Below are 21,317 nucleotides of genomic sequence, written 5' to 3'. Positions count from 1 at the left end.
GCACGGATCGCGTGCTACCTCGCGGAGAAGTTGCCTACCTCGCGGGACCCTGGCCTACCTGGCCGGAGGGATGCCTACCTCGTGGGGAAGTTGCCTACCTCGGCACGGCTGCGCCGACGGCGACTACCGCGCCTACCGCGCGGGGACCGTGGGGGTGGGCAGGTAGACCTCTCCCCCGGCGGCACGGAACTCCGCCGCCTTCTCGGCCATCCCCGCCTCGACCTGCTGCTGCGAGGCGGCCACGACGCGCTCCTGGGCCGCGGCGTCTCCGAACTCGTCGCGGATGTCCTGCGAGATCCGCATCGAGCAGAACTTCGGCCCGCACATGGAGCAGAAGTGCGCCGTCTTGGCCGCCTCGGCCGGCAACGTCTCGTCGTGGTAGGACTCGGCCAGCTCCGGGTCCAGGGACAGGTTGAACTGGTCGCGCCACCGGAACTCGAAGCGGGCCTTGCTCAGCGCGTCGTCGCGCGCCGTCGCCCCCGGGTGCCCCTTGGCGACGTCGGCCGCGTGCGCGGCGATCTTGTAGGTGACGACGCCGGTGCGCACGTCGTCCCGGTTCGGCAGCCCCAGGTGCTCCTTGGGCGTGACGTAGCAGAGCATCGCGGTGCCGTACCGGGCGATCTCCGTCGCCCCGATCGCCGAGGTGATGTGGTCGTAGCCCGGGGCGATGTCGGTGACCAGCGGACCCAGCGTGTAGAACGGGGCGCCGTCGCACAGCTCCTGCTGGCGTTCGACGTTCTCGCGCACCAGGTGCAGCGGGATGTGCCCGGGCCCCTCGACCATGACCTGCACGTCGTGCTCCCAGGCCCGCTTCGTCAGCTCGGCGAGGGTGTCGAGCTCGGCGAACTGAGCGGCGTCGTTGGCGTCCGCGATCGACCCCGGCCGCAGCCCGTCACCGAGGGAGAACGCGACGTCGTAGGCCGCGAAGATCTCGCACAGCTCGTCGAACCGCGTGTACAGGAAGTTCTCCTGGTGGTGGGCCAGGCACCAGCCGGCCATGATCGACCCGCCGCGCGAGACGATGCCGGTCACCCGGTTCGCCGTGAGCGGGACGTAGCGCAGCAGCACCCCGGCGTGGACGGTCATGTAGTCCACGCCCTGCTCGCACTGCTCGATGATCGTGTCCCGGTAGACCTCCCAGCTCATCCGGGAGGCGTCGCCGTCGACCTTCTCCAGGGCCTGGTAGATCGGCACGGTGCCGATGGGCACGGGGGCGTTGCGCAGCAGCCACTCCCGGGTGGTGTGGATGTCGTCGCCGGTGGACAGGTCCATGACCGTGTCCGCGCCCCACCTCGTGGCCCACTGCAGCTTCTCCACCTCCTCGGCGATCGAGGAGTGCACGGCGGAGTTGCCGATGTTGGCGTTGACCTTCACGGTGAACGCCTTGCCGATGATCATCGGCTCCGACTCGGGGTGGTTGACGTTGTTCGGGATGATCGCCCGGCCGGCCGCGACCTCGGACCGCACGAGCTCGACGTCGACCCCCTCGCGGACCGCGACGAAGCGCATCTCCGGGGTGATCTCGCCCCGGCGGGCGTAGGCCATCTGGGTGATGGGCTTCCCGGTGGCGCTGCGGCGAGGACGACGGCGCGCCCCCTGCCACTCGGCGGAGGCCGCTCCCCGGCGGGCGGCCCCGCGGCCGTCGTCGGCCAGGGTGCGGTCCCGGCCGTCGTACTCCTCGGTGTCGCCGCGCTCGGCGATCCAGGCCTCCCGCAGCGCGGGGATGCCGCGGGTCAGGTCCCCGCCGGGGCCCTCGGTGCGGTAGACCCGCACCGGGGCGTTGGCCGACCCGTCGGGCGAGTCGGCCAGGGTGATCTCGGTGACCGGGACCGTGATCCCGGACTGGGCGTCCCGCTCGACGGCGAGCGCGCGCGACGGTGCGTCGTTCTGCATGGTTGCTCCTACTTCCTACGCCGGCATAACCCGGTCAGGTTCGACGGTCCGGGCGGCGACAGCCCGATCTCAGCCCTTGCCAGGGCTCCCGTGGGATCACCCGCAACGTAGCACGCCGGCCGCGCACGCCGCTGTGGGCATGAGATCTGCAGGTACTCCTGGTCGGAGACCTGCAGATTTCATGCCCACAGCGCGGGGGCGGGACGGGGCGGGGGGGAGCGGTGGTCAGGTCAGACGCCGAGACCGCCGACCTGCAGCGGGTTCACACCCTCGGCCGCCATGACGTACCAGGACGTCGCGCCGGTGTGCTGGATCTGGAAGTAGCCGAACCCGAACCCGGTGTCGATGAGGCTGGAGGCGGCGACGACGCCGGACCGGTCCGGCAGCGGCGTGCCGCCCACGGTCTGGCCCGCACCGACGAGGTCCTGCGTCCGCCGGATCTGGGCGAGCAGACCGGCCGCCCGGCGCCCGTCGCGCGAGCCGCGGCCCCGGTCCGCCATGGCGCAGGCGAGCTGGCCGGTCCCCTCGAGCCAGACGCCGTCCGGATGCACGGGCAGCCCGTTGTAGGACGCCGTGGACTCCAGGCTCGCGCTGGAGAAGGTCACCCCGGAGATCGTCACGTCGCCGGGCAGCTGCGAGTTCCCCTCGCCGGCGACGTCGGTCGTCGCCAGGTCGGAGGCCGCCCAGTCGACCGAGCGCCCGTACCGCTCGGCCTGCAGCGCCAGCCAGCCCCACGTCGCGGGGTCGAGGGGCAGCGGGTCGCGGTTGATCTCCACGCCGTCGTTCGTGCCGGTGTAGAAGAAGCCGCCCTCGCGGTCCCACACGAGGTCGACGAACGCGCGGGCGTGCTCCTGCGCACGGCGCCAGCGGTCGCCGCCGGCGAGGGCCTCGAGCTGGCGGAAGAACGCGACGCAGTCGATGTTGTGCTCGGTCGACCCGTTGGGGATCGGGTTGTTGCCGCCGTCGACGCCGAAGGAGAACCCGCCGAGCGGGCGCTCGGACCACGTGTTGTCGAGGATCCACTCCCCGATGCGCACCGCGCCGTCGAGGTACCGGGGGTCCCCGGTGGCGCTGAAGGTGTGCAGCAGGGCGATGCCCGGCCAGGCCATGTCGCCCACGGCCGTGCCGAGGAAACCGAACTGCCAGCCGATGTTGGCGGTGCCGTCGGGCAGCTCGAGGCCGTACGGCTGGGGCGAGCCGTCGTAGAAGGTGTACGGACCGGTGTTGTAGCCCTGCCGCAGCCGGCCGTCGTCGTAGGCGGGGTCGTGCTGCTGGGCGAACAGCAGCCCGTCGGCCAGGGTGGCGGCACGGGCCACGTGGCCGCCGGCGAGGGAGGCGCAGATCGTCAGCGCGACGTCGTAGACGAACGCGGTCGAGAACAGCCCGAGCTGGTCGGCGTAGGACTGGGCCATGCGCGGCCCGGTGTTGACCTCGGGGTAGGCGTCGGTCATCGCCCCGAGGAACGAGTGCGCCCGCTCGACGGAGCCGACGGCGGAGGTCGCGGTCCGCGGGGTCGTGGCGAGCGCCGTCCGGCTCGCCCAGGCCTCGGCACCGGAGGCCAGCGTGAGCGCCCCGGCAGCACCGGCGATGAGCACGCCGCGGCGCGAGACGGCGGCGATCCGGTCGTCCGCGGCGCGGGCGAGCAGCCCGTCGGCGGGGGCGGGGGCGGTGCGGGGTCGTGGCATGAGCATCTCCTTCGATGATCGGGCCCCCGGCGTTGGGAGCGCTACCAGACGTAGATTACTCGTGTCACCAACCGGTGTGAAGGGCTGTGACCACGACGTGACCTGAGGACCGAGGGCCGGTCAGGAGAGGCGGACGAGGACCTGCGTACGACCGAGGACCTTGGTGCCCTCGTGCGTCACGGTCAGGTCGATCCGGGCGGTCCCGGCGTCGGCGTCGACCGCACCGACGGTGGCCGTCACCTCGACGGCGGCCGCCCCACCGGCGGGCACCGGGACGGGCTTGGTGAAGCGGGTGCCGTACCGCACGATCGCGCCCGGGTCCCCGACCCAGTCGGTCACGACGTCGACGACGGTACCCATCGTGCACATGCCGTGGGCGATCACCCCGGGCAGCCCGACCTCGGTGGCGAACCGCTCGTCCCAGTGGATGGGGTTGAAGTCACCGCTGGCGCCGGCGTAACGGACCAGCGCGGCACGGTCGATCTCGACGGTGCGGGTGGCGACGACGTCCCCGACGGTCAGGTCGGCGAGCTGCGGACGGGCCATCAGGAGTCCTCCCCGCGGACGACGAGGCTCGAGGTGACGGTCGCGACGTGCTCGCCCGGATCGCCGCCCTCGGCGTCGACGGCGAACAGCTCGCAGCGCGTGGTCACCATGGAGATGCCGGCACGCTGCGTCACCGAGTCGACGTGCAGCACCGTCGCCAGCTCGTCACCGGCCACGATCGGGCGGTGGTGGGTGAACGTCTCGTCGGCGTGCACGACCCGCGAGAAGTCGATCCCGGCGTCGGGGTCGGCCACGTACTGCTGCTCGGCGCGCTGGGCGATCACGACGGCGAACGTCGGCGGCGCGACGAGGTCCGGATAGCCGAGACCCCGCGCTGCCACGAGGTCGTGGTGCGCGGGGTGGGAGGCTCCGACGGCGACGGCGAACTCGCGGATCTTCTCGCGGCCGACCGAGTACGGCGCGGTGGCCGGGTACTCACGCCCGGCGAACGCGGGATCGACGGCGGTCGCCACGTCGGACAGTCTCGCTCGGGACCGGTTCAGCGGGTCTCGCGGTGCGCGGTGTGCTTGCCGCAACGCGGGCAGAACTTCGCCATCTCGAGGCGGTCCGGGTTGTTCCGGCGGTTCTTCTTCGTGATGTAGTTCCGCTCCTTGCAGTCCACGCAGGCCAGCGTGATCTTCGGGCGGACGTCAGCGCTCTTGGCAGCCATGGGGTCTTCACCTCTCGCGCCCCCGGAAGGCGCTACGTGCGTCACGGATGTGGTCCGACGCCGGCCGTCGGACCGCGTGCTATGTGTTGGTAGCGAGGGCGGGGCTCGAACCCGCGACCTCACGATTATGAGTCGTGCGCTCTGACCAGCTGAGCTACCCCGCCGCGCGTGACAACGCGGGACCGTCGGACCGACCGTTCGGACGACGATCCCGCGCACGTCACACAGAGCCCCGAAAGGGAATCGAACCCTTGACCTTCTCCTTACCATGGAGATGCTCTACCGACTGAGCTATCGGGGCGCGGGGAAGACTCTACACGGATCCGTGGGCCCGGAGGAAATCCGGGTCGCGGTGCCGCACGGGAGCCTTCCCCGAGCGATGGCCGACCTCACCGAGGGTGAGACCGGGCCTCGCGGTGGCAGGTGAGGGATTCGAACCCCCGAAGTCGATGACGGCTGATTTACAGTCAGCTCCCTTTGGCCGCTCGGGCAACCTGCCGGGTGAGTTCGCGGACGAACTCGCGGAGACAACCATAGCCGTCGAAGGCCCTGGGTGGAAATCCGTCGGACGTGGCCCTGATCACCCTCCGGGCCGGGCCCTGCCGCGAGGTCTAGTCTCGGGTCGTGACCCCTCCTGCCGCCACGGACCGCTGGGGCCTGCCGCTCGGGCTCTCCGCGTTCCTCCTGTGGGGCGCGATGCCCCTCTTCTTCCCCCTGCTCGAGCCGGCCGGCGCCCTCGAGATCATCGCCCACCGCATCGTGTGGTCGCTGGTGTTCTGCGTGGTGCTGCTCGCGGCGACCCGGAGCCTGGGCTCGTTCCTGGCCGTCCTGCGCCGGCCGCGCACGATGGGGCTGCTGACCCTCGCGTCGGCGCTGATCATCGTCAACTGGACCACCTACGTCTACGCGGTCCTGACCGGGCACGTCCTGGACGCCGCCCTGGGCTACTTCATCAACCCGCTGCTGACCGTCGCCCTCGGCGTCGTCGTGCTGCGCGAACGCCTGCGCCCGGCGCAGTGGATGGCGCTCGGGCTGGGGGGCGCCGCCGTCGTCGTGCTCTCGACCGGCGTGGGCGGCATCCCCTGGATCTCGCTGGTGCTGGCCGGGGCGTTCGGCCTGTACTCGCTGGTCAAGAACCGGGTCGGGCGCGGCGTCGGCGCCCTGCCGGGCCTGGCGGCCGAGACGGCGGTAGCCACGCCGCTCGCCCTCGGCTACCTCGGGTGGCTGGCCGCCACCGGCGTGGGCACCTTCTCCACCCAGGGCGTGGGGCACGCCCTGCTGCTCGTCTCGTGCGGCGTCGTGACCGGCCTGCCGCTGCTCCTCTTCTCCGCGGCGGCCCGACGTCTGCCCCTGTCGGTCGTGGGCATGCTGCAGTACCTGACGCCGTTCCTGCAGTTCCTGCTGGGCCTGCTGGTGTTCGGCGAGCACATGCCGCCGGTGCGCTGGGCCGGGTTCGTGCTGGTGTGGGTGGCGCTCGTGGTGCTCACCGTGGACGGGGTGCGCCAGTCCCGGGCGACGCGTCTGGCCGCCGCCGCACCGGCTACCGTGGACCTCGAACCCTGACCCACGCACGCAAGGAGCACCACCGTGGCCGACTCGTCCTTCGACATCGTCTCCAAGGTGGACCGCCAGGAGGTCGACAACGCCCTCAACCAGGCGGCCAAGGAGATCAACCAGCGCTACGACTTCCGCGGCGTCGGCGCCTCCATCGCCTGGAGCGGCGAGGCGATCGTCATCACGGCCAACAGCGCCGAGCGGGTCAACGCCGCCCTCGACGTCTTCCAGACCAAGCTCATCAAGCGCGGCGTCTCCCTCAAGGCCCTCGACACCGGTGAGGGCGAGCCGCAGGCCTCCGGCAAGGAGTACCGGCTCGTCGCCTCCCTCAAGGAGGGCCTGAGCAGCGAGAACGCCAAGAAGATCACCAAGCTGATCCGCGACGAGGGCCCCAAGGGCGTCAAGACGCAGATCACCGGCGACGAGGTCCGCGTGACCTCCAAGAAGCGGGACGACCTGCAGGACGTCATCGCGATGCTCAAGGGCGCCGACCTCGACGTCGCCCTGCAGTTCACGAACTACCGGTGAGCTGAGCCATGCGAACCGCTCGGGGTGTGCGCCGGCGCAGTCGCTGAGCCGACGTCGAGTCGCGCACCCCGCGCGGCCCCGCGACGTCGGCGCATCCACTTGCTCCCCTCGATGACGAGCGGCAGCAGGAGCGCTAGCCCGATCGACGCGAGCCACTGGCCCCCGGTGAGGGCCACCGTGGACAACGCCGACCGGAGCGACGGCAGCTGGGTCGAGACCACCAGGACGGCCACCGGTACCAGGCCGATCGCCACCGCCTTGAGCACCGGGGCGGCCAGCCCACTGCCGGGATCACGGCGGTTGGCCAGGGCGTTGAGGACGGTGCCCAGGCCCATGACGACGAAGGTCATCGTCATGGACGTGCTCGCCGTCGTGACGCTCGGTTCATCGGGTCCGGCCACCAGCGGGACCAGGGCGGCGGCGAAGAGGACGGCGGCATACAGCACCCAGGACAGGATGGCGGTGCGGTTGGCGATCGGCACCCTGGGGTCACGGGGCCGCCGGTCCATGATCTCGGGGTCACCCGGGTCGACCGCGATCATGACGACGCCCGCCGAAGTGAAGAAGAACAGCAGGAAGAGGATCATCGAGGGGGTCAGCGCGACTCCGTCGTTGATGTCGAAGATCGTCGCTGCGACAAACAGCATGACGAGGGACAGCAGCTGGGTCATCTGATACCGGACGTAGGCGACGACCTTGTCATAGACCCGGCGGCCGAGCTCGACGGCGTGCACGAGAGTGCCGAAGTTGTCGTCCGTGAGGATCATCCTGCCGGCCTGCTTCGTCACCTCGCTCCCGCTGCCCATCGCCACACCGATGTCGGCCTGCTTGAGCGCGGCAGCGTCGTTGACCGCGTCCCCGGTCATCGCGACGACGAGACCGGTCTCCTGCATGACGCGCGCCAGGCGCAGCTTGTCCTCGGGGGTCACCCGGCCGAAGACGTGGAGCTGCGGCAACCTGTCACGGAGCTCTTCGTCCGAGAGCCGGATCAGCTCCGTGCCGCTGATGGCTCCCGGCCCGAGCCCGAGGTCGGCGCCGATCGCCTGCGCGGTCACCGCATGGTCGCCGGTGATCATGCGGACGTCGATGCCGGCCCGTCGGGCGATCCGGACCGCATCCCTGGACGACGGGCGCAGCGGGTCGATGATGCCGACCATCCCGACGAAGAGGAGGTCGTCCGTGAGTGCCATCGGGTCGCTCGCCATACGGTCGAGCTCACTCTCCTCGACGAGCCGGTAGGCGAAGGCGAGGACGCGAAGACCGCGTTCTCCCATCCGCGCGTTCGCCTGCTCGACGTCCTGCCGGACCTCCGACATCGGGACGGGCTCGGTGCGGAGCGGTCCACCGGCCCGGGTGCACCGGGCCAGCACGACGTCGGGCCCGCCCTTGACGAGCTCGACGACCCGCTCCACGCCGTCGACCTCCATCCGGTGGAACGTCGCCATGAACTTGTACTCCGAGTCGAACGGGACCTCGGCGAGCCGGGGGTGCGCCCGGCGGGTCTCCTCCGCGCTGACTCCGAGCTTCGCGGCGAGCACGACGAGGGCGGCCTCGGTGGGGTCGCCGATCACCGTGCCGTCGTCACCGACGGTCGCGTCGCTGTCGAGCACCAGCCCGAGGGCGAGCCGGGAGAAGTCGGGGACCGGGGCCCCGGCCACCCCGAGGATCGTGCCGCTCTTGCGATAGCCCTCACCCTGGACCTCGAACCAGGAGCCGTTCGTGTAGACCGTCGACACCATCATCTCGTTCAAGGTCAGCGTGCCGGTCTTGTCGGAGTTGATGGCGCTCGTCGCACCGAGCGTCTCGACGTCGGTGAGATTCTTGACGACCGCCTTGGCGTCGGCCAGCTGCTTGGCACCCAGCGAGAGCAGCCCGGAGACGAACGCGGGGAGGCCGGTCGGGATCGCCGAGATCGCCATGGCGGTGCCCAGGAGGAAGAGGTTCTGGGCGTCCGTGCCGCGGAGGAGGCCGGCAACGACGATGAGCGCCACGGCGCCCCAGGCGATGATCCCGAGCACCTTGGTCAGACTGTCGAGCTCGCGCTGCAACGGGCTGCGGGAGCGGGTCACCTGCGTGAGCATCGTAGCGATCCGGCCCATCTCCGTACTCATCCCGGTATCGGTGACGACGAGGGTTGCCGTCCCCCGGGTCACCGACGTGTTCTGGAAGAGCATGTTGGACCGGTCGCCCAGCGCGACCTCGCCGGCGGGCAGAGCGACGGCGGCCTTGGGCACCGGGGTGCTCTCACCGGTGAGGGCCGCCTCCTGGGTCTCGACGGTCGCGGAGCGCACGATCCGTCCGTCGGCCGGCACGATGTCGCCGGCCTCGAGCATGGTGAGGTCCCCGGGGACGAGGTCGACGGCAGGGATCAACGACACCTGACCTCCGCGGAGGACGCGGGCCCTCGGCACCTGCATGCTCGAGAGGGCGTCGACGCTCTCCCGCGCCTTCAGCTCCTGCCGTGACCCGAGGAAGACGTTGAGAACGACCAGCAGCGCGACGATGATCCCCGTGGAGGTCTCTCCGATGAACAAGCTCACGCCCGCGACGGCGACGAGCATCAGGTTCATCGGATCCCGCAGCTGGGCGGCAGCCACGGCCCACACGGACGGCGGCCGCTCGCTGGTGATCTCGTTCGGTCCGTAGCGGGTTCGTCGACGCTCGGCCTCCTCGTCCGTCAACCCCTGCGCGGGGTCGGAGCCGAGTGCCTCGAGGACGGATGCCACGCTCTGCGCGTACCACCGCGGGTCGTGGGTCGCAGTCGTGACGGAGACCTTCTCGCTCATCCGACGTCCTCTCTCGTCCGCCGACGCGGCGGTTCGCCCGGCCCCGGTGTCGCACGACGGTGCTCCGCCGGGTCTTCACCATGGAATACCACGCCGCCTGGTGGGCAGCCACCCCACGCGGTCGCGTCCGCGCCGGTACGCGGGTGCGGCGATCCCCACCGTTGCCCGCTCACGCCGAGAGCAGCAAGATGTCCGGATGGCTGCTCACCCACGACCGGTGACCAACCCGGCGCCGCTCCCCCGCCTGGTCGCGACCGACCTGGACGGCACGCTGCTGCGGTCGGACGGCACCGTGTCCGCCCGGACGCGGGCCGCGCTGCGCGCCGTCGAGGACGCCGGCGTCGAGGTGGTCTTCGTCACGGCCCGCCCGCCGCGCTGGCTGGACGTGCTGGCCGACTGCGTGGGCGGGCACGGCCGGGTGGTGTGCCTCGGCGGAGCCGCCGTGTGGGACCTGGCCTCGGGCTCCGCGCACGAGGTCGGCGGGTTCGCCGACGACGCCCTGCGCGGCATCGTCGCGGACCTGCGCGAGGCCGTGCCCGACGTCGCCCTCGGCCTCGAGCGGCACGACGGCCCCTCCTTCGACCCCTGGTTCCCCCGCGACGAGCCGGGCCTGCCCGCGGCCGCTCGCGCCGTCCCCGTCGAGCGGACGCTGGCCGACGGCGGCGCGGGCCCCGGACGGGCGGCCCCGGTGGGCAAGCTGCTCGCCGTGCGGCCGGGCACCCGACCCGCGACGCGGCCCGGGGACGTCCACGGCGGCCCGAACGACGACGCCGTCCAGGAGGAGTTCTTCGCCACGGTGCGGTCCGTCGTCGGCCGGCGGGCGCACCTGGCCTACTCCGGGGCGGCCGGGCTGGCCGAGCTGCTGGCCCCCGGGGTGACCAAGGACGCGGCGCTGGCGCGCTGGTGCACCCGCCTCGGCATCGACGCCGCGGACGTCTGGGCGTTCGGCGACATGCCGAACGACCTGCCGATGCTGCGCTGGGCCGGTCGCGGGCACGCGGTCGCCGACGCGCACCCGGACCTGCTGGCCGGTGCGGACGTCGTCGTCGGGCCCGGGGACGACGACGGCGTGGCCGCGGCCCTGGAGGCCGCCCTGCGCGGCCGCTGAGCTCAGTCGCCGGCGCGGCGCGTGCCGACGTCCTCGGTGCGCAGCCGCGCGACCTCCTCGCGCAGGGCCCGGACCTCGGTGACCAGGCTCTCGACGTCGCCGCGCCGGGCCCACAGGTCGTCGGTGGAGTCCCGACGCTCGGCGCGGGGCTCCTCGGTGCCGGCATCGACGTTCTGCACGAGCCACGAGGACAGCGTCGCGGTCACCACACCCAGCACGGCGATGCCGCCGAGCATCATGCCCACGGCCACGAACCGGCCGGTGATCGTCACCGGGTAGGTGTCGCCGTAGCCGACGGTCGCCATGGTCACCAGCGCCCACCAGAACCCGTCGCCGACGTTGACGATCGTGCTGCCCTCGGCGCCGCGCTCAGCCTCGGTCACGGCCAGCGACCCGGCCAGGACCAGCAGGGCCGACCCGGCGGCCGCGTAGAGCACCACGCGACCGCGCATCGCGCTGGCGCCGGCACGGTTGAGCCGCTTGATCGCGGACACCAGCAGCAGCAGCCGCAGCGGCCGGAGCACCGGCAGCACGACGATCGCCAGGTCGAGCAGGTTGTGCCGCACGAAGTACCAGCGCTGGCGGGACAGCACGAGCCGGGCGACGTAGTCGACGGCGAAGACGATCCAGGTGGTCGTCACGCCGAACCGGCACGCCCGACGGATCTCGGGCGGGACGTCGGGCCACACGATCGGGATCGCGTAGGCGATGAGGAACAGGCCCGCGACGACGAGCAGGGGCCACTCCATCCGCCGCTCCCACGCGGCGACGCGCGGGTCCTCGTCGAGGACGGGACGCAGGGAGCGGGGCGGCGGCGGCGTGTGGTCGGTCATCGCGGGCCAGCGTAGCGAAGCGGCCCCGCCGGGCCCCGGCCGGGATCAGTAGCGCGTGATGCCGCCCGGGCCGAACCCGGTGCCGCCGGCCATCTTCTCCAGGCGCGCGATGCGGTCGTCCATCGGGGGGTGCGTCGCGAAGAGCTTGGCCATGCCGCCGCCGCGGAACGGGTTCGCGAGCATCAGGTGCGAGACGTTCTCCAGCGACTGCGTCTGCGGCAGCGGGGCGGCCTTGGTGCCCTGCTCCAGCTTGCGCAGCGCGGAGGCCAGCGCCAGCGGGTCGCCGGTGAGCTTGGCGCCGTCCTCGTCGGCGTCGTACTCGCGGGTGCGCGAGATCGCCATCTGGATGAGCATCGCGGCGAACGGGGCCAGGAGCGCCAGCGCCAGCGCCGCGAGCGGGTTGCCGCCCTCGCGCCGGTCTCCCCCGCCGAAGATCAGCAGGAACTGCGCCAGCGAGGTGATGACACCCGCCAGCGCGGAGGCGACCGACGAGGTGAGGATGTCCCGGTTGTAGACGTGCATCAGCTCGTGGCCGAGCACCCCGCGCAGCTCGCGCTCGTCGAGGATGCGCAGGATGCCCTCGGTGCAGCACACGGCCGCGTTCTTCGGGTTGCGGCCGGTGGCGAACGCGTTGGGCGCCTGGGTGGGCGAGATGTAGAGCCGCGGCATCGGCTGCCGGGCCACCGTGGACAGCTCGCGCACGATCCGGTACATCTCCGGGGCCTCGAGCTCGGTGACCGGGTAGGCGTGCATCGCCTTGATCGCGATCTTGTCCGAGTTCCAGTAGCCGACGAACGTGCCGATGAGGCCGATCGCGGTGAACAGGAACAGCATCCCCTGGCTGCCGCGGAAGAACACCGCCCAGAGCCCGAGCAGCACGGCCCACAGCACACCGAAGAGCAGGACGGTCTTCAGACCGTTGAAGTGGCGATGACCCACCGGACGACTCCTTCCAGACGACACCGGTGCAACGCCCGGGAGCCGACGGCGGTTCCCTGCGGTCGCTCCGCGCACGCAAGAGCCGGACCGTCCGGGGGCGATCGCGTTCACGGGCGCTGCGCGCCCTCCACTTCCGGTCTGACGACCGCGCCCGGATGGTCCGGCTCTAGCTCACGCCGGGTCTCAGGCGCGGCCCTTGGCGATGTCGATCATCTCCTCGCGCGGGACGACCTTGACGCGCTCGCGGCCGGCCGCCTCGCCGAGGCCCAGCTCGTGGGTGTCGAGCAGCGTGAACTCGTCCCAGGTGATGACGTCGACGCCGCGCTCGGACAGGAAGTCCAGCACCTGCTGCGGCTCGCCGTGCGGGGCGGTGCGGCCGCCCTCCAGGGACCCCTGAGGGTCACCGTCCGCGGCGCCACCCGAGATACCGGTGACGTCCTCGACCAGGTGGCGGATCGTCTCCGAGGCGTCGGACTTGGTGTGGCCGATCAGGCCGACCGGGCCGCGCTTGATCCAACCGGTGGTGTAGACGCCGGGCAGGTGCTCGCCGTCGAGGTCGACGACGCGGCCCTCGCGGTTCGAGATGACGCCCTTGAGGTCGTCGAAGGGGATCTCCGGCAGCGGGGACCCGAAGTAGCCCACGGCCCGGTAGACGGCCTGGACGGGCCAGTCGTGGAACTCGCCGGTGCCCTGGACGGTGCCGTCGCCCTGCAGGGCGGTGCGCTCGGTCCGCAGCCCGACCACCTTGCCGTCCTCGCCGAGCACCTCCGACGGGGAGTGCAGGAAGTGCAGGTGGATGCGCCGCGAGGCCTTCTGCTGCGACGGCTCGACCAGCGTCCAGTCCGTGAGGGTCTTGACGACCTGCTTGGTCTGGTTCGTCGCCTCGATCGCCTCCATCGACCCCTCGTCGAAGTCGAAGTCCTCGGGGTAGACGACGATGTCGACGTCGGGCACGTGGCCCAGCTCGCGCAGCTCCAGCGGGGAGAACTTCACCTGGGCCGGGCCGCGGCGGGCGAAGACGTGGACGTCCGTGACCGGCGAGGCCTCCAGGCCCGCCTGCACGTTCGCCGGGATCTCCGTCGACATCAGGTCCTTGGGGTGCTTGGCCAGGATCCGCGTGACGTCGAGGGCCACGTTGCCGGCGCCGAGGACCGCGACGTGCTGGGCCTCCAGGGGCCAGGTGCGCGGCACGTCGGGGTGCCCGTCGAACCAGGACACGAAGTCGGCGGCGCCGTAGGAGCCGTCGAGGTCGATGCCCGGGATCCCCAGCGCCGCGTCCTTGATGGCGCCGGTGGAGAAGACCACGGCATCGTAGTACTGGCGCAGGTCCTCGAGCTTGAGGTCGACGCCGTAGTTGACGTTGGCGAGCAGCCGCACGTCACCCCGCGACAGGACCTTGTGCAGGGCGTTGATGATGCCCTTGATCCGCGGGTGGTCGGGGGCGACGCCGTAGCGGACGAGTCCGAACGGGGCAGGCAGACGCTCGAAGAGGTCGATGCTGACGTCGAGGTCGGTCTTGGACAGGATGTCCGCGGCATAGATGCCCGCGGGGCCTGCGCCGACGATCGCGACGCGCAGAGGTCGGGTGCTGCTCACTGCGAGGTACGCCTTCCGGATCGGGGCTGCGTGGACTTCGATTCTAGGAGGTTTCCCCTCGGTCGAGGTGAGGTCTACCTCACGCCCAGGGTCTCAACGAGTCTCCAGGATGCCACAGACGTCTCGGGAATTGAACACAGCGTCTCACATCCTGGCATCTGGGACCGCGCCCCTGGTCACGAGGGTCGGACGGCCTGTTCTCCGGGCGCAGCGGCTGGCTAGCATCCGCCCCATGGCGACGACGCTGCTGGACCGCACCCGCTCCGAGCTCACGCCGGTGCGCCGCGCCGTCGGCGTCGCCCTGGGGCCCGCCGTCGGCTGGGCGGTGTGGGTCAGCGGGCCGGGATGGGCGGCCCCGGCCCTCGCGGTCGCGGCGGTCGCCGGAGTGGCCCTCGGCGCCGTCGACCGCCGCACCCACCGGCTGCCGGACGCCGTCACCTACCCGACCACCGCCGTCGTCGGCGCGCTGCTCGCGCTGGCCGCGCTCGTCGACGGCGACGTCGCACCGCTGCTGCGTGCGGCGGCCGGGGCGACCGTGCTCGGCGGCACCTACCTGCTGCTGCACCTGGTCAACCGCTCGGGCCTCGGGCTCGGGGACGTCAAGCTCGCCGTGCTGCTCGGGCTGGTGACCGGCTGGTTCGGATGGTCCGCGCTGTGGGCGACGGCGGTCCTGCCCTTCCTGCTCGGCGGCACGATCGCGATCGTCCTGCTCGTGGCGCGACGTGCGACACGCTCCACCGCGATCGCGTTCGGCCCGTTCATGCTGGCCGGGGCCGCCGTCGCGCTCACCGCGCAACGCCTGCTGGCGGGCTGAACCTCAGACGGTCCGGTCGGCCAGCGCGGTGGCCAGGTCCGTCAGCGCCTCCTTGACGGGACCGTCGGGCAGGACCTCCAGCTCGGCGGCAGCCTCCCGTGCCCAGCGCACGGCGAGCGTGCGGGTCTCGGCGAGCACGTCGTGCTCGCGCAGGTCGGCCACCACGGCCGCCAGCGCGGCGTCGTCGGACAGGTCGCCGTCGAGCCGACCCAGCAGCTCCGCGTCCGCCGGCGTCCCCTCCCCCTGCGTGACCCGCTGGCGCAGCAGCAGGACCGGCATCGTGGGGACGTGCTCGCGCAGGTCCGTCCCCGGCGTCTTGCCGGACACGGCGCCGGAGGAGGCGATGTCGAGGACGTCGTCGGCGAGCTGGAAGGCCATGCCGACCTTCTCGCCGTAGGCCGCGACCGCCTCGATGATCTCGTCCGGGCAGCCGCCGAACATCGCGCCCAGACGAGCCGACGTGGCCAGCAGCGAGGCCGTCTTGTCGCTGAGCACCTGCAGGTAGTGCTCGACCGGGTCGTCGTCCGGCCCGGGACCGGTGGTCTCGTGGAGCTGACCGAGGCACATCCGCTCGAACGTGCGCGACTGCAGCACGACCGCCTCCGGGCCGAGGCCGGCCACCAGGGCCGAGGCGCGGGCGAACAGCAGGTCCCCCACGAGGATGGCCACGGTGTTGCCCCACACGGTGTGAGCGGCCGGGGCGCCACGGCGCACCGGCGCCGAGTCCATGACGTCGTCGTGGTACAGCGAGGCGACCTGGGTCAGCTCGACCACCACGGCGGCGTCGACGATCTGCGGCTGCGCCCCGTCGCCGAGCTCCCCGGCGAGGAGCGTCAGCAGCGGGCGGAACCGCTTGCCGCCCGCCGTCACCAGATGACGGGCGGCGTCGTCGGCGAGGGCGTCGGTCGAGGCCACGGCCTCGTCGAGCGTCGCGTCGACCTCGGCGAGCCGCTGCGCGACCCGGTCGGCCAGCGCGGGGTCCGAGAGCGGGACGCCGGTCGGCAGGGTCGGTGCGGCGCCGGACGGCGCGTCAGAAGCACGGGTCACGATCCGAACCTATCTTCCCGACGCGCCGGGAGCCGAACGGAGGTCACGGACGGAACGCGGCCGCCTGCGTCATCCAGTCCAGCACCGGCCCCGGGACGAGCCCGAGCAGCACCACCCCGACGGCGCAGACGGTGACCGCCACCGCCGTCGGACCCTGCGAGGAGATGACGACCACCGCGGCCCGCTCGGTCGCCGCACGCGCCGCCGTCAGGGTGCCCGCTCGCTCGGGGGTGTCCTCGGCCCCGGTCCCCGCGTCCGACGTCCCGGCCCCGGAGCCCGCCGTGGCTCCGCCGGCACCGGACGCGCCGTCGTCGGCCGTGTCCTCCACCGGCGGGGTGAGCACCATCAGGACGATGAGACGGACGTAGAAGAACACGGCCACGATCGAGGCGAGGACACCGATGACCGCCAGCGGCCAGGCCCCGGCCTCCACCGCCGCCGAGAACGCGCTGAACTTCGCCAGGAACCCGGCCGTCAGCGGGATGCCCGCCATGGACAGCAGGAACAGCGAGAATGCCGTCGCCAGCAGCGGGGAACGCCGTGCGAGCCCGGCCCACTGGGACAGGTGCGTCGCCTCGCCGAGCACCACGCCGTCGGCGTCCTGCTCGCGCACGAGGGTCACCACGGCGAAGGCGCCCAGCGTGGCCAGCCCGTAGGCCAGCACGTAGAACAGGACCGCCCGCGCCCCGACCTGGTCGAAGCCGACCATCGCCACCAGCAGGAACCCGGCGTGCGCGATCGAGGAGTAGGCGAGCATCCGCTTGACGTCGGTCTGCACAGCACCGGCGACGGTACCGACGAGCATCGTGAGGATCGCGGCGACCCACAGCCCGGTCTCCAGGTCCTGCCGCAGCGGCTCGTCGAGACCGGCGGCGAGGGTGAAGAGCACCCGCACCATCGCCCCGATGGCGGCCGCCTTGACGCAGGCCGCCATGAACGCGGTGATCGGCGTGGGGGCGCCCTGGTACACGTCGGGCGTCCAGGTGTGGAACGGCGCGGCGCCGATCTTGAACAGCAGCCCCACGGACACGAGCAGCACGCCGGCGATGACCAGCCCCGGCATCATCGCCAGCACCTGGCTGTCAGGGTGGGCCAGCACGTAGACGGCGGTCTCCAGGCTCACGGACCCGGCGAAGCCGTACACGAGCGCGATGCCGAACAGCATCAGCGCGCTGGCGAACGCCCCGAGCAGGAAGTACTTGAACGCGGCCTCCTGGCTGAGCAGCCGCCGACGGCGGGCCGTCGCGCAGAGCACGTACAGCGGCAGGGACAGCACCTCCAGCGCGATGAACAGCACGATGAGGTTGTCCGTGGCCGGGAACAGCAGCATCCCGCCCGTGGCGAACAGCATCAGCGGGTAGATCTCGGTCTGCTGCAGCCCGGCCTCCCGGGCGGCGTCCTCGTAGGCGGTGCCCGGCACGGCGGCGGCGGTGGGGGCGAACGCGTCCTGGCCGGTGCTGGTGCGGTCGGCCACGACGAGCACGCCGAGGATCGCGAGCACGGCCACCACGGCCTGGATGCCCAGCGTGAACGGCGTGAGGACCACGGTGCCGTCCACGACGAAGGCGAACCCGTCGGTGCTCACCCGGTCCCACAGCAGCGCCACCGCGACCAGGGTGCCCGCCAGGGCACCGAGGGTCAGCACGAGCTGGGTCAGACGGCGGGCGCGGGCCGGGACGAAGGCCTCGACCAGCACCCCCACCACGCCGGCGGCCAGGACCACCAGGATCGGCGACAGGACCGCCCAGTCGATCTCCGGTGCGACGAACTCGTTCACTGCTCGCTCCCCTCTGCCGCGCCGAGCACGGGTTCCGGATCGGTGGCGCCGACGAGCTCGACGGAGACCGACGCGGGTTCACGGACGTAGTCGAGCGCCGGTCCGGGCACCAGGCCCAGCACGACCAGCGCGGCCACCAGCACGCCGGCGACCGTCTTCTCCCGGCCGCCCAGGTCCTTCGCCCCGGTGATCTCCGCCCCGACGGGGCCGGTGAACATGCGCTGGTAGGTCAGCAGCACGTAGGTCGCGGCCAGGACGACGGCGGGCACGGCCACGAGCACCGCGGCGGGCCACCGGCCGTAGGCCCCGAGGAACACCATGATCTCCGAGACGAAGGTCGCCAGACCCGGCAGCGCGAGGGCCGACAGACCCGCGACGAGGAACGTGCCGCCGAGCACCGGGGCGACGGTGCGCATGCCGCCGTAGTCGGAGACCAGCTGGCTGTGCCGCGGGTGGCGGGCGATGGCGAAGCCCGCCAGGAGGAACAGCGCACCGGTGGAGATGCCGTGGTTCAGCATCATGAAGCTCGAGCCCGAGACGCCCACGGAGGTGAAGGTGAAGATGCCCAGGATGATGAACCCGAAGTGGGACACCGAGGTGTAGCCGATCAGGCGCAGCACGTCGGACTGGCCGATCGCCAGGATCGCGCCGTACAGGATCGAGATCACCGCGAGCACGACGACGAACGGCGCCGCCCAGCGGCTCGCCTCCGGGAACAGCGGCAGGCACAGCGTGAGCATCCCGAACGTGCCCACCTTGTCCAGCACGCAGATGAGCAGCGTGGAGGTCCCCGGGGTGGCGTTCTGGGTCACGTCCGGCAGCCAGGTGTGCACCGGGAACATCGGCGCCTTGATGGCGAACGCCAGGAAGAACGCGGCGAACATCAACCGCTCGGCCGTGGGGTCGAGCGCCAGCCCGGTGAGGTTGTCGGTGAGGAAGGCGTCCTCGGGACGCAGCCCCGTGGCGGCGTCCACCGGCACCTGCAGGTAGAGCGCGACGACGGCGGCCAGCATGATCAGTCCCCCGCCGAGGGAGAACATGAGGAACTTCACCGCCGCGTACCGGCGCTGGGCACCCTGGCCGAACCCTCCGATGAGGAAGTAGGCGGGGATCAGCATGGCCTCGAAGACCACGTAGAACAGGAACACGTCCCGCGCGGTGAAGACCAGCACCATGAAGCTGAGCAGCACCAGCACCGTGGCCAGGTAGCGCCGCAGCCGCACGGCGTCACCGCCCTGCTCGTGCCAGGCCGCGAGGATCACCAGCGGCACCAGGCCCACGGACAGCGCGACGAGCAGCAGCGCCACCCCGTCGACCCCGACGGCGTAGCTCGCGCCGAGCGCCGGGATCCACGCGTAGGTCTCGGTGAGCTGGTGGGTGCCCGCCGCGCCCGTGTCGAAGGCGAGGAACGCCCCCACCACCAGGGCGGCCTCCACCAGGGCACCGACCAGGGCGACCGTCCGCGCGGCACCCGCGCTGAACGCGCCGCCGCCCGTGGCCGCACCGGCGGCCGGCCGTCCCCGGCCGACGCCGGTCAGTGCGGTGGCCAGCGCGGCCACCAGCGGCCAGGCGACGAGCGCCGTCAGCCAGGGAAATGTCGACATCGTCATCCCTTCCACGCCTCAGCCCGCCGTCGCCACGAGCCAGATCACCAGCACGATCACTCCGAGCCCGCCCAGTGTGATCGCGGCGTACTGCCGCGCGTACCCGGACTGCCAGCCCCGCAGCCAGCTGCCGAGCCGGCCGACCCCTCCGGCCAGCCCCAGCCAGCCCGCGTCGACCGCGGTCCGGTCGGCGAAGACCATCGACCGGGTCAGGTATTGCCCCGGACGCATCACGAGCGTCTCGTTGACGTCGTCCTGGTGCAGGTCCACCCGGGCGGCCCGGACGAGCGCCGGCGCCGGTGGTGGGGTCGTCGGGACCTTCGCCACCGCGTACTGGCGGAACGCGATGGCCGCGCCGACCACGACCAGCAGGAGGGTCAGCGACACGATCAGCCAGATCGGCAGCACCGGCTCCTCGTGCTCGGCGTGCCCGGTGACGGGCTCCAGCCAGTGCACGAACCGGTCCCCGGCGTTGAGCGCGAAGCCCAGACCGACCGAGCCGACGGCGAGGATGATCATCGGCCAGATCATCAGGGCCGGGGACTCGTGCGGGTGGCGGGCCTCGGCCCCCTCCCCGATGAGCCAGCGCCGGCGCCCGGCGAAGGTCATGAAGAACAGGCGCGACATGTAGTACGCGGTGATGCCCGCGCCGAGCAGGGCCGCGGTACCGAACACCCAGGGCTGCCAGCCCTCGCCCACGAACGCCGTCTCGATGATCTTGTCCTTCGAGTAGAAGCCGGAGAACGGCGGCACGCCGAGGATCGCCAGCCAGCCCAGCCCCATGGTGATGGCCGTGACGGGCAGCAGGCGCGCCAGGCCGCCGAAGCGGCGCATGTCCACGTCGTCGTCCATCGCGTGCATCACCGACCCGGCGCCGAGGAAGAGGCCGGCCTTGAAGAAGCCGTGGGTGACCAGGTGGAAGATCGCGAACGCGTAGCCGACCGGTCCGAGCCCGGCGGCCAGCATCATGTAGCCGATCTGCGACATGGTCGAGGCGGCGAGCGCCTTCTTGATGTCGTCCTTGGCGCAACCGACGATCGCCCCGAAGAGCAGCGTCAGCGCACCGACGATGGCGACGACGAGCTGGGCGTCGGGGGCCGCCTCGAGCAGCGGGCCGGAGCGCACGAGCAGGTACACGCCCGCGGTGACCATCGTGGCGGCGTGGATGAGCGCGGACACCGGCGTCGGGCCGGCCATCGCGTCCCCGAGCCAGGCCTGCAGCGGCAGCTGCGCGGACTTGCCGCACGCCGCCAGCAGCAGCATCAGCCCGATCGCCGTCGTGATGCCCTGGTCGGCCGCCTCCGCCGACCCGAGCACGGTGCCGAAGTCCAGCGCCCCGAACGTGGCGAGCATGAGCATCATCGCCACGATGAGCCCCATGTCGCCGACCCGGTTCATCAGGAACGCCTTCTTGCCGGCCACGGCGTTCGGCAGCTTGTGGTCCCAGAACCCGATGAGCAGGTACGAGGCCAGACCGACACCCTCCCAGCCGACGAAGAGCAGCAGGTAGTTGTCCGCGAGCACCAGCAGCAGCATCGCCGCGACGAACAGGTTGAGGTACGCGAAGAACCGGCGGCGGTCGCGGTCGTGCGACATGTAGGCCACGGAGTAGACGTGGATGAGCGTGCCGACGAACGACACCAGCATCACGAACGTCATGGACAGCGGGTCGAGCTGGAACCCGAGGTCGACCGTGAAGGCCCCGGCGTCGATCCAGGTGCCGACCGAGGAGGTCGCCACCCGCTGCTCGGCGTCCACGCCGAGCATGTCGAGCAGGATCACCAGGCCGATCACGAACGTCGCCGTCGAGGCGAGCACCCCGAGCCAGTGCCCCCAGCGGTCGCTGCGCCGGCCGACCAGGAGGAGCAGAGCGGCACCGATCAGCGGGGTCGCGACCAGCCAGGGCGCGAGGGAGAGCGTCTGCGTCGTCATCGAAG

At 71.9% G+C, this 21,317-nt stretch carries 17 protein-coding genes, 3 tRNA genes and 1 riboswitch; of the genes, 4 read left to right on the top strand and 16 right to left on the bottom strand.

What is annotated here, in order from left to right:
- Window positions 1-132: 132 nt before the first annotated feature.
- From thiC to PO879_RS03215, 8 genes are all read right to left on the bottom strand, one after another.
- Entirely contained in the window at window positions 133-1,893 is a 1,761-nt protein-coding gene (gene thiC / locus PO879_RS03250) for a phosphomethylpyrimidine synthase ThiC (protein ID WP_278236502.1), read from the bottom strand.
- Window positions 1,888-1,994: riboswitch (TPP riboswitch) on the bottom strand. It overlaps the preceding gene by 6 nt.
- Before the next feature lie 129 nt (window positions 1,995-2,123).
- Window positions 2,124-3,578 (bottom strand): Tat pathway signal sequence domain protein, encoded by a 1,455-nt coding sequence (locus PO879_RS03245; protein ID WP_278236501.1) that lies wholly within the window; start codon window positions 3,576-3,578, stop codon window positions 2,124-2,126.
- Window positions 3,579-3,698: 120 nt separating this feature from the next.
- Window positions 3,699-4,124, bottom strand: coding sequence for a MaoC/PaaZ C-terminal domain-containing protein (locus PO879_RS03240; RefSeq protein WP_278236500.1), 426 nt, complete (start codon window positions 4,122-4,124; stop codon window positions 3,699-3,701).
- A complete protein-coding gene (locus PO879_RS03235) occupies window positions 4,124-4,597 on the bottom strand; it encodes a MaoC family dehydratase N-terminal domain-containing protein (protein ID WP_278236499.1) in 474 nt (157 codons plus the stop codon). Before PO879_RS03235 ends, PO879_RS03240 begins: the two co-directional genes overlap by 1 nt.
- Window positions 4,598-4,623: 26 nt before the next feature.
- Window positions 4,624-4,794, bottom strand: coding sequence for a 50S ribosomal protein L33 (gene rpmG / locus PO879_RS03230; RefSeq protein ID WP_171247884.1), 171 nt, complete (start codon window positions 4,792-4,794; stop codon window positions 4,624-4,626).
- Window positions 4,795-4,881: 87 nt separating this feature from the next.
- Window positions 4,882-4,958: transfer RNA gene (locus PO879_RS03225), tRNA-Met, on the bottom strand.
- Between the two features lie 64 nt (window positions 4,959-5,022).
- Window positions 5,023-5,095 (bottom strand) — tRNA-Thr (locus PO879_RS03220).
- 116 nt (window positions 5,096-5,211) lie between these two features.
- Window positions 5,212-5,293: transfer RNA gene (locus PO879_RS03215), tRNA-Tyr, on the bottom strand.
- A gap of 125 nt (window positions 5,294-5,418) precedes the next feature.
- On the opposite strand from PO879_RS03215, the gene rarD reads away from it, so the two are divergent.
- Window positions 5,419-6,357 carry an EamA family transporter RarD gene (gene rarD, locus PO879_RS03210; RefSeq protein ID WP_278236498.1) on the top strand — a complete coding sequence of 313 codons (939 nt, stop codon included), beginning with the start codon at window positions 5,419-5,421 and terminating at the stop codon, window positions 6,355-6,357.
- A gap of 24 nt (window positions 6,358-6,381) precedes the next feature.
- The gene (locus tag PO879_RS03205; RefSeq protein WP_278236497.1) at window positions 6,382-6,876 is read left to right on the top strand and encodes a YajQ family cyclic di-GMP-binding protein; all 495 of its coding nucleotides are present in this window, start codon (window positions 6,382-6,384) and stop codon (window positions 6,874-6,876) included.
- Here the strand turns inward: PO879_RS03205 and PO879_RS03200 are convergent.
- The gene (locus tag PO879_RS03200) at window positions 6,867-9,662 is read right to left on the bottom strand and encodes a cation-translocating P-type ATPase (RefSeq protein ID WP_278236496.1); all 2,796 of its coding nucleotides are present in this window, start codon (window positions 9,660-9,662) and stop codon (window positions 6,867-6,869) included. The genes PO879_RS03205 and PO879_RS03200 overlap by 10 nt on opposite strands.
- A 196-nt stretch (window positions 9,663-9,858) precedes the next feature.
- Here PO879_RS03200 and PO879_RS03195 point away from each other — a divergent pair, with 196 nt between their 5' ends.
- The gene (locus PO879_RS03195; RefSeq protein ID WP_278236495.1) at window positions 9,859-10,770 is read left to right on the top strand and encodes an HAD family hydrolase; all 912 of its coding nucleotides are present in this window, start codon (window positions 9,859-9,861) and stop codon (window positions 10,768-10,770) included.
- Between the two features lie 2 nt (window positions 10,771-10,772).
- Here the strand turns inward: PO879_RS03195 and PO879_RS03190 are convergent, their stop codons facing one another.
- The 3 genes from PO879_RS03190 to PO879_RS03180 form a co-directional block, all read right to left on the bottom strand.
- On the bottom strand, window positions 10,773-11,603 hold the full coding sequence (locus PO879_RS03190) for a potassium channel family protein (protein WP_278236494.1): 831 nt from the start codon (window positions 11,601-11,603) through the stop codon (window positions 10,773-10,775).
- Window positions 11,604-11,648: 45 nt separating this feature from the next.
- Entirely contained in the window at window positions 11,649-12,542 is an 894-nt protein-coding gene (gene htpX, locus PO879_RS03185) for a zinc metalloprotease HtpX (protein ID WP_278236493.1), read from the bottom strand.
- 183 nt (window positions 12,543-12,725) lie between these two features.
- The gene (locus tag PO879_RS03180) at window positions 12,726-14,138 is read right to left on the bottom strand and encodes an FAD-dependent oxidoreductase (protein ID WP_278236492.1); all 1,413 of its coding nucleotides are present in this window, start codon (window positions 14,136-14,138) and stop codon (window positions 12,726-12,728) included.
- A 232-nt stretch (window positions 14,139-14,370) separates the two neighbouring features.
- On the opposite strand from PO879_RS03180, the gene PO879_RS03175 reads away from it, so the two are divergent.
- Window positions 14,371-14,952 carry an A24 family peptidase gene (locus tag PO879_RS03175; RefSeq protein WP_278236491.1) on the top strand — a complete coding sequence of 194 codons (582 nt, stop codon included), beginning with the start codon at window positions 14,371-14,373 and terminating at the stop codon, window positions 14,950-14,952.
- 3 nt (window positions 14,953-14,955) lie between these two features.
- On the opposite strand, the gene PO879_RS03170 is transcribed toward PO879_RS03175, so the two are convergent.
- The 4 genes from PO879_RS03170 to nuoL are packed head-to-tail and all read right to left on the bottom strand — an operon-like array spanning window position 14,956 to window position 21,312.
- The gene (locus PO879_RS03170) at window positions 14,956-15,999 is read right to left on the bottom strand and encodes a polyprenyl synthetase family protein (protein ID WP_278236490.1); all 1,044 of its coding nucleotides are present in this window, start codon (window positions 15,997-15,999) and stop codon (window positions 14,956-14,958) included.
- A 43-nt stretch (window positions 16,000-16,042) separates the two neighbouring features.
- Complete coding sequence (nuoN, locus tag PO879_RS03165) at window positions 16,043-17,776, bottom strand: NADH-quinone oxidoreductase subunit NuoN (protein ID WP_278236489.1); 1,734 nt, start codon at window positions 17,774-17,776, stop codon at window positions 16,043-16,045.
- Window positions 17,773-19,380 (bottom strand): NADH-quinone oxidoreductase subunit M, encoded by a 1,608-nt coding sequence (locus tag PO879_RS03160; RefSeq protein WP_278236488.1) that lies wholly within the window; start codon window positions 19,378-19,380, stop codon window positions 17,773-17,775. The genes nuoN and PO879_RS03160 overlap by 4 nt, the downstream gene beginning before the upstream one ends.
- 18 nt (window positions 19,381-19,398) lie before the next feature.
- On the bottom strand, window positions 19,399-21,312 hold the full coding sequence (gene nuoL / locus PO879_RS03155) for an NADH-quinone oxidoreductase subunit L (RefSeq protein ID WP_278236487.1): 1,914 nt from the start codon (window positions 21,310-21,312) through the stop codon (window positions 19,399-19,401).
- Window positions 21,313-21,317: the final 5 nt, after the last annotated feature.

The organism is Isoptericola sp. AK164 (assembly GCF_029643425.1).
Lineage (GTDB): Bacteria > Actinomycetota > Actinomycetes > Actinomycetales > Cellulomonadaceae > Isoptericola > Isoptericola haloaureus.
The sequence above is the reverse complement of the archived record's forward strand: the minus strand, read 5'-3'. Positions and strand labels throughout refer to the sequence as shown.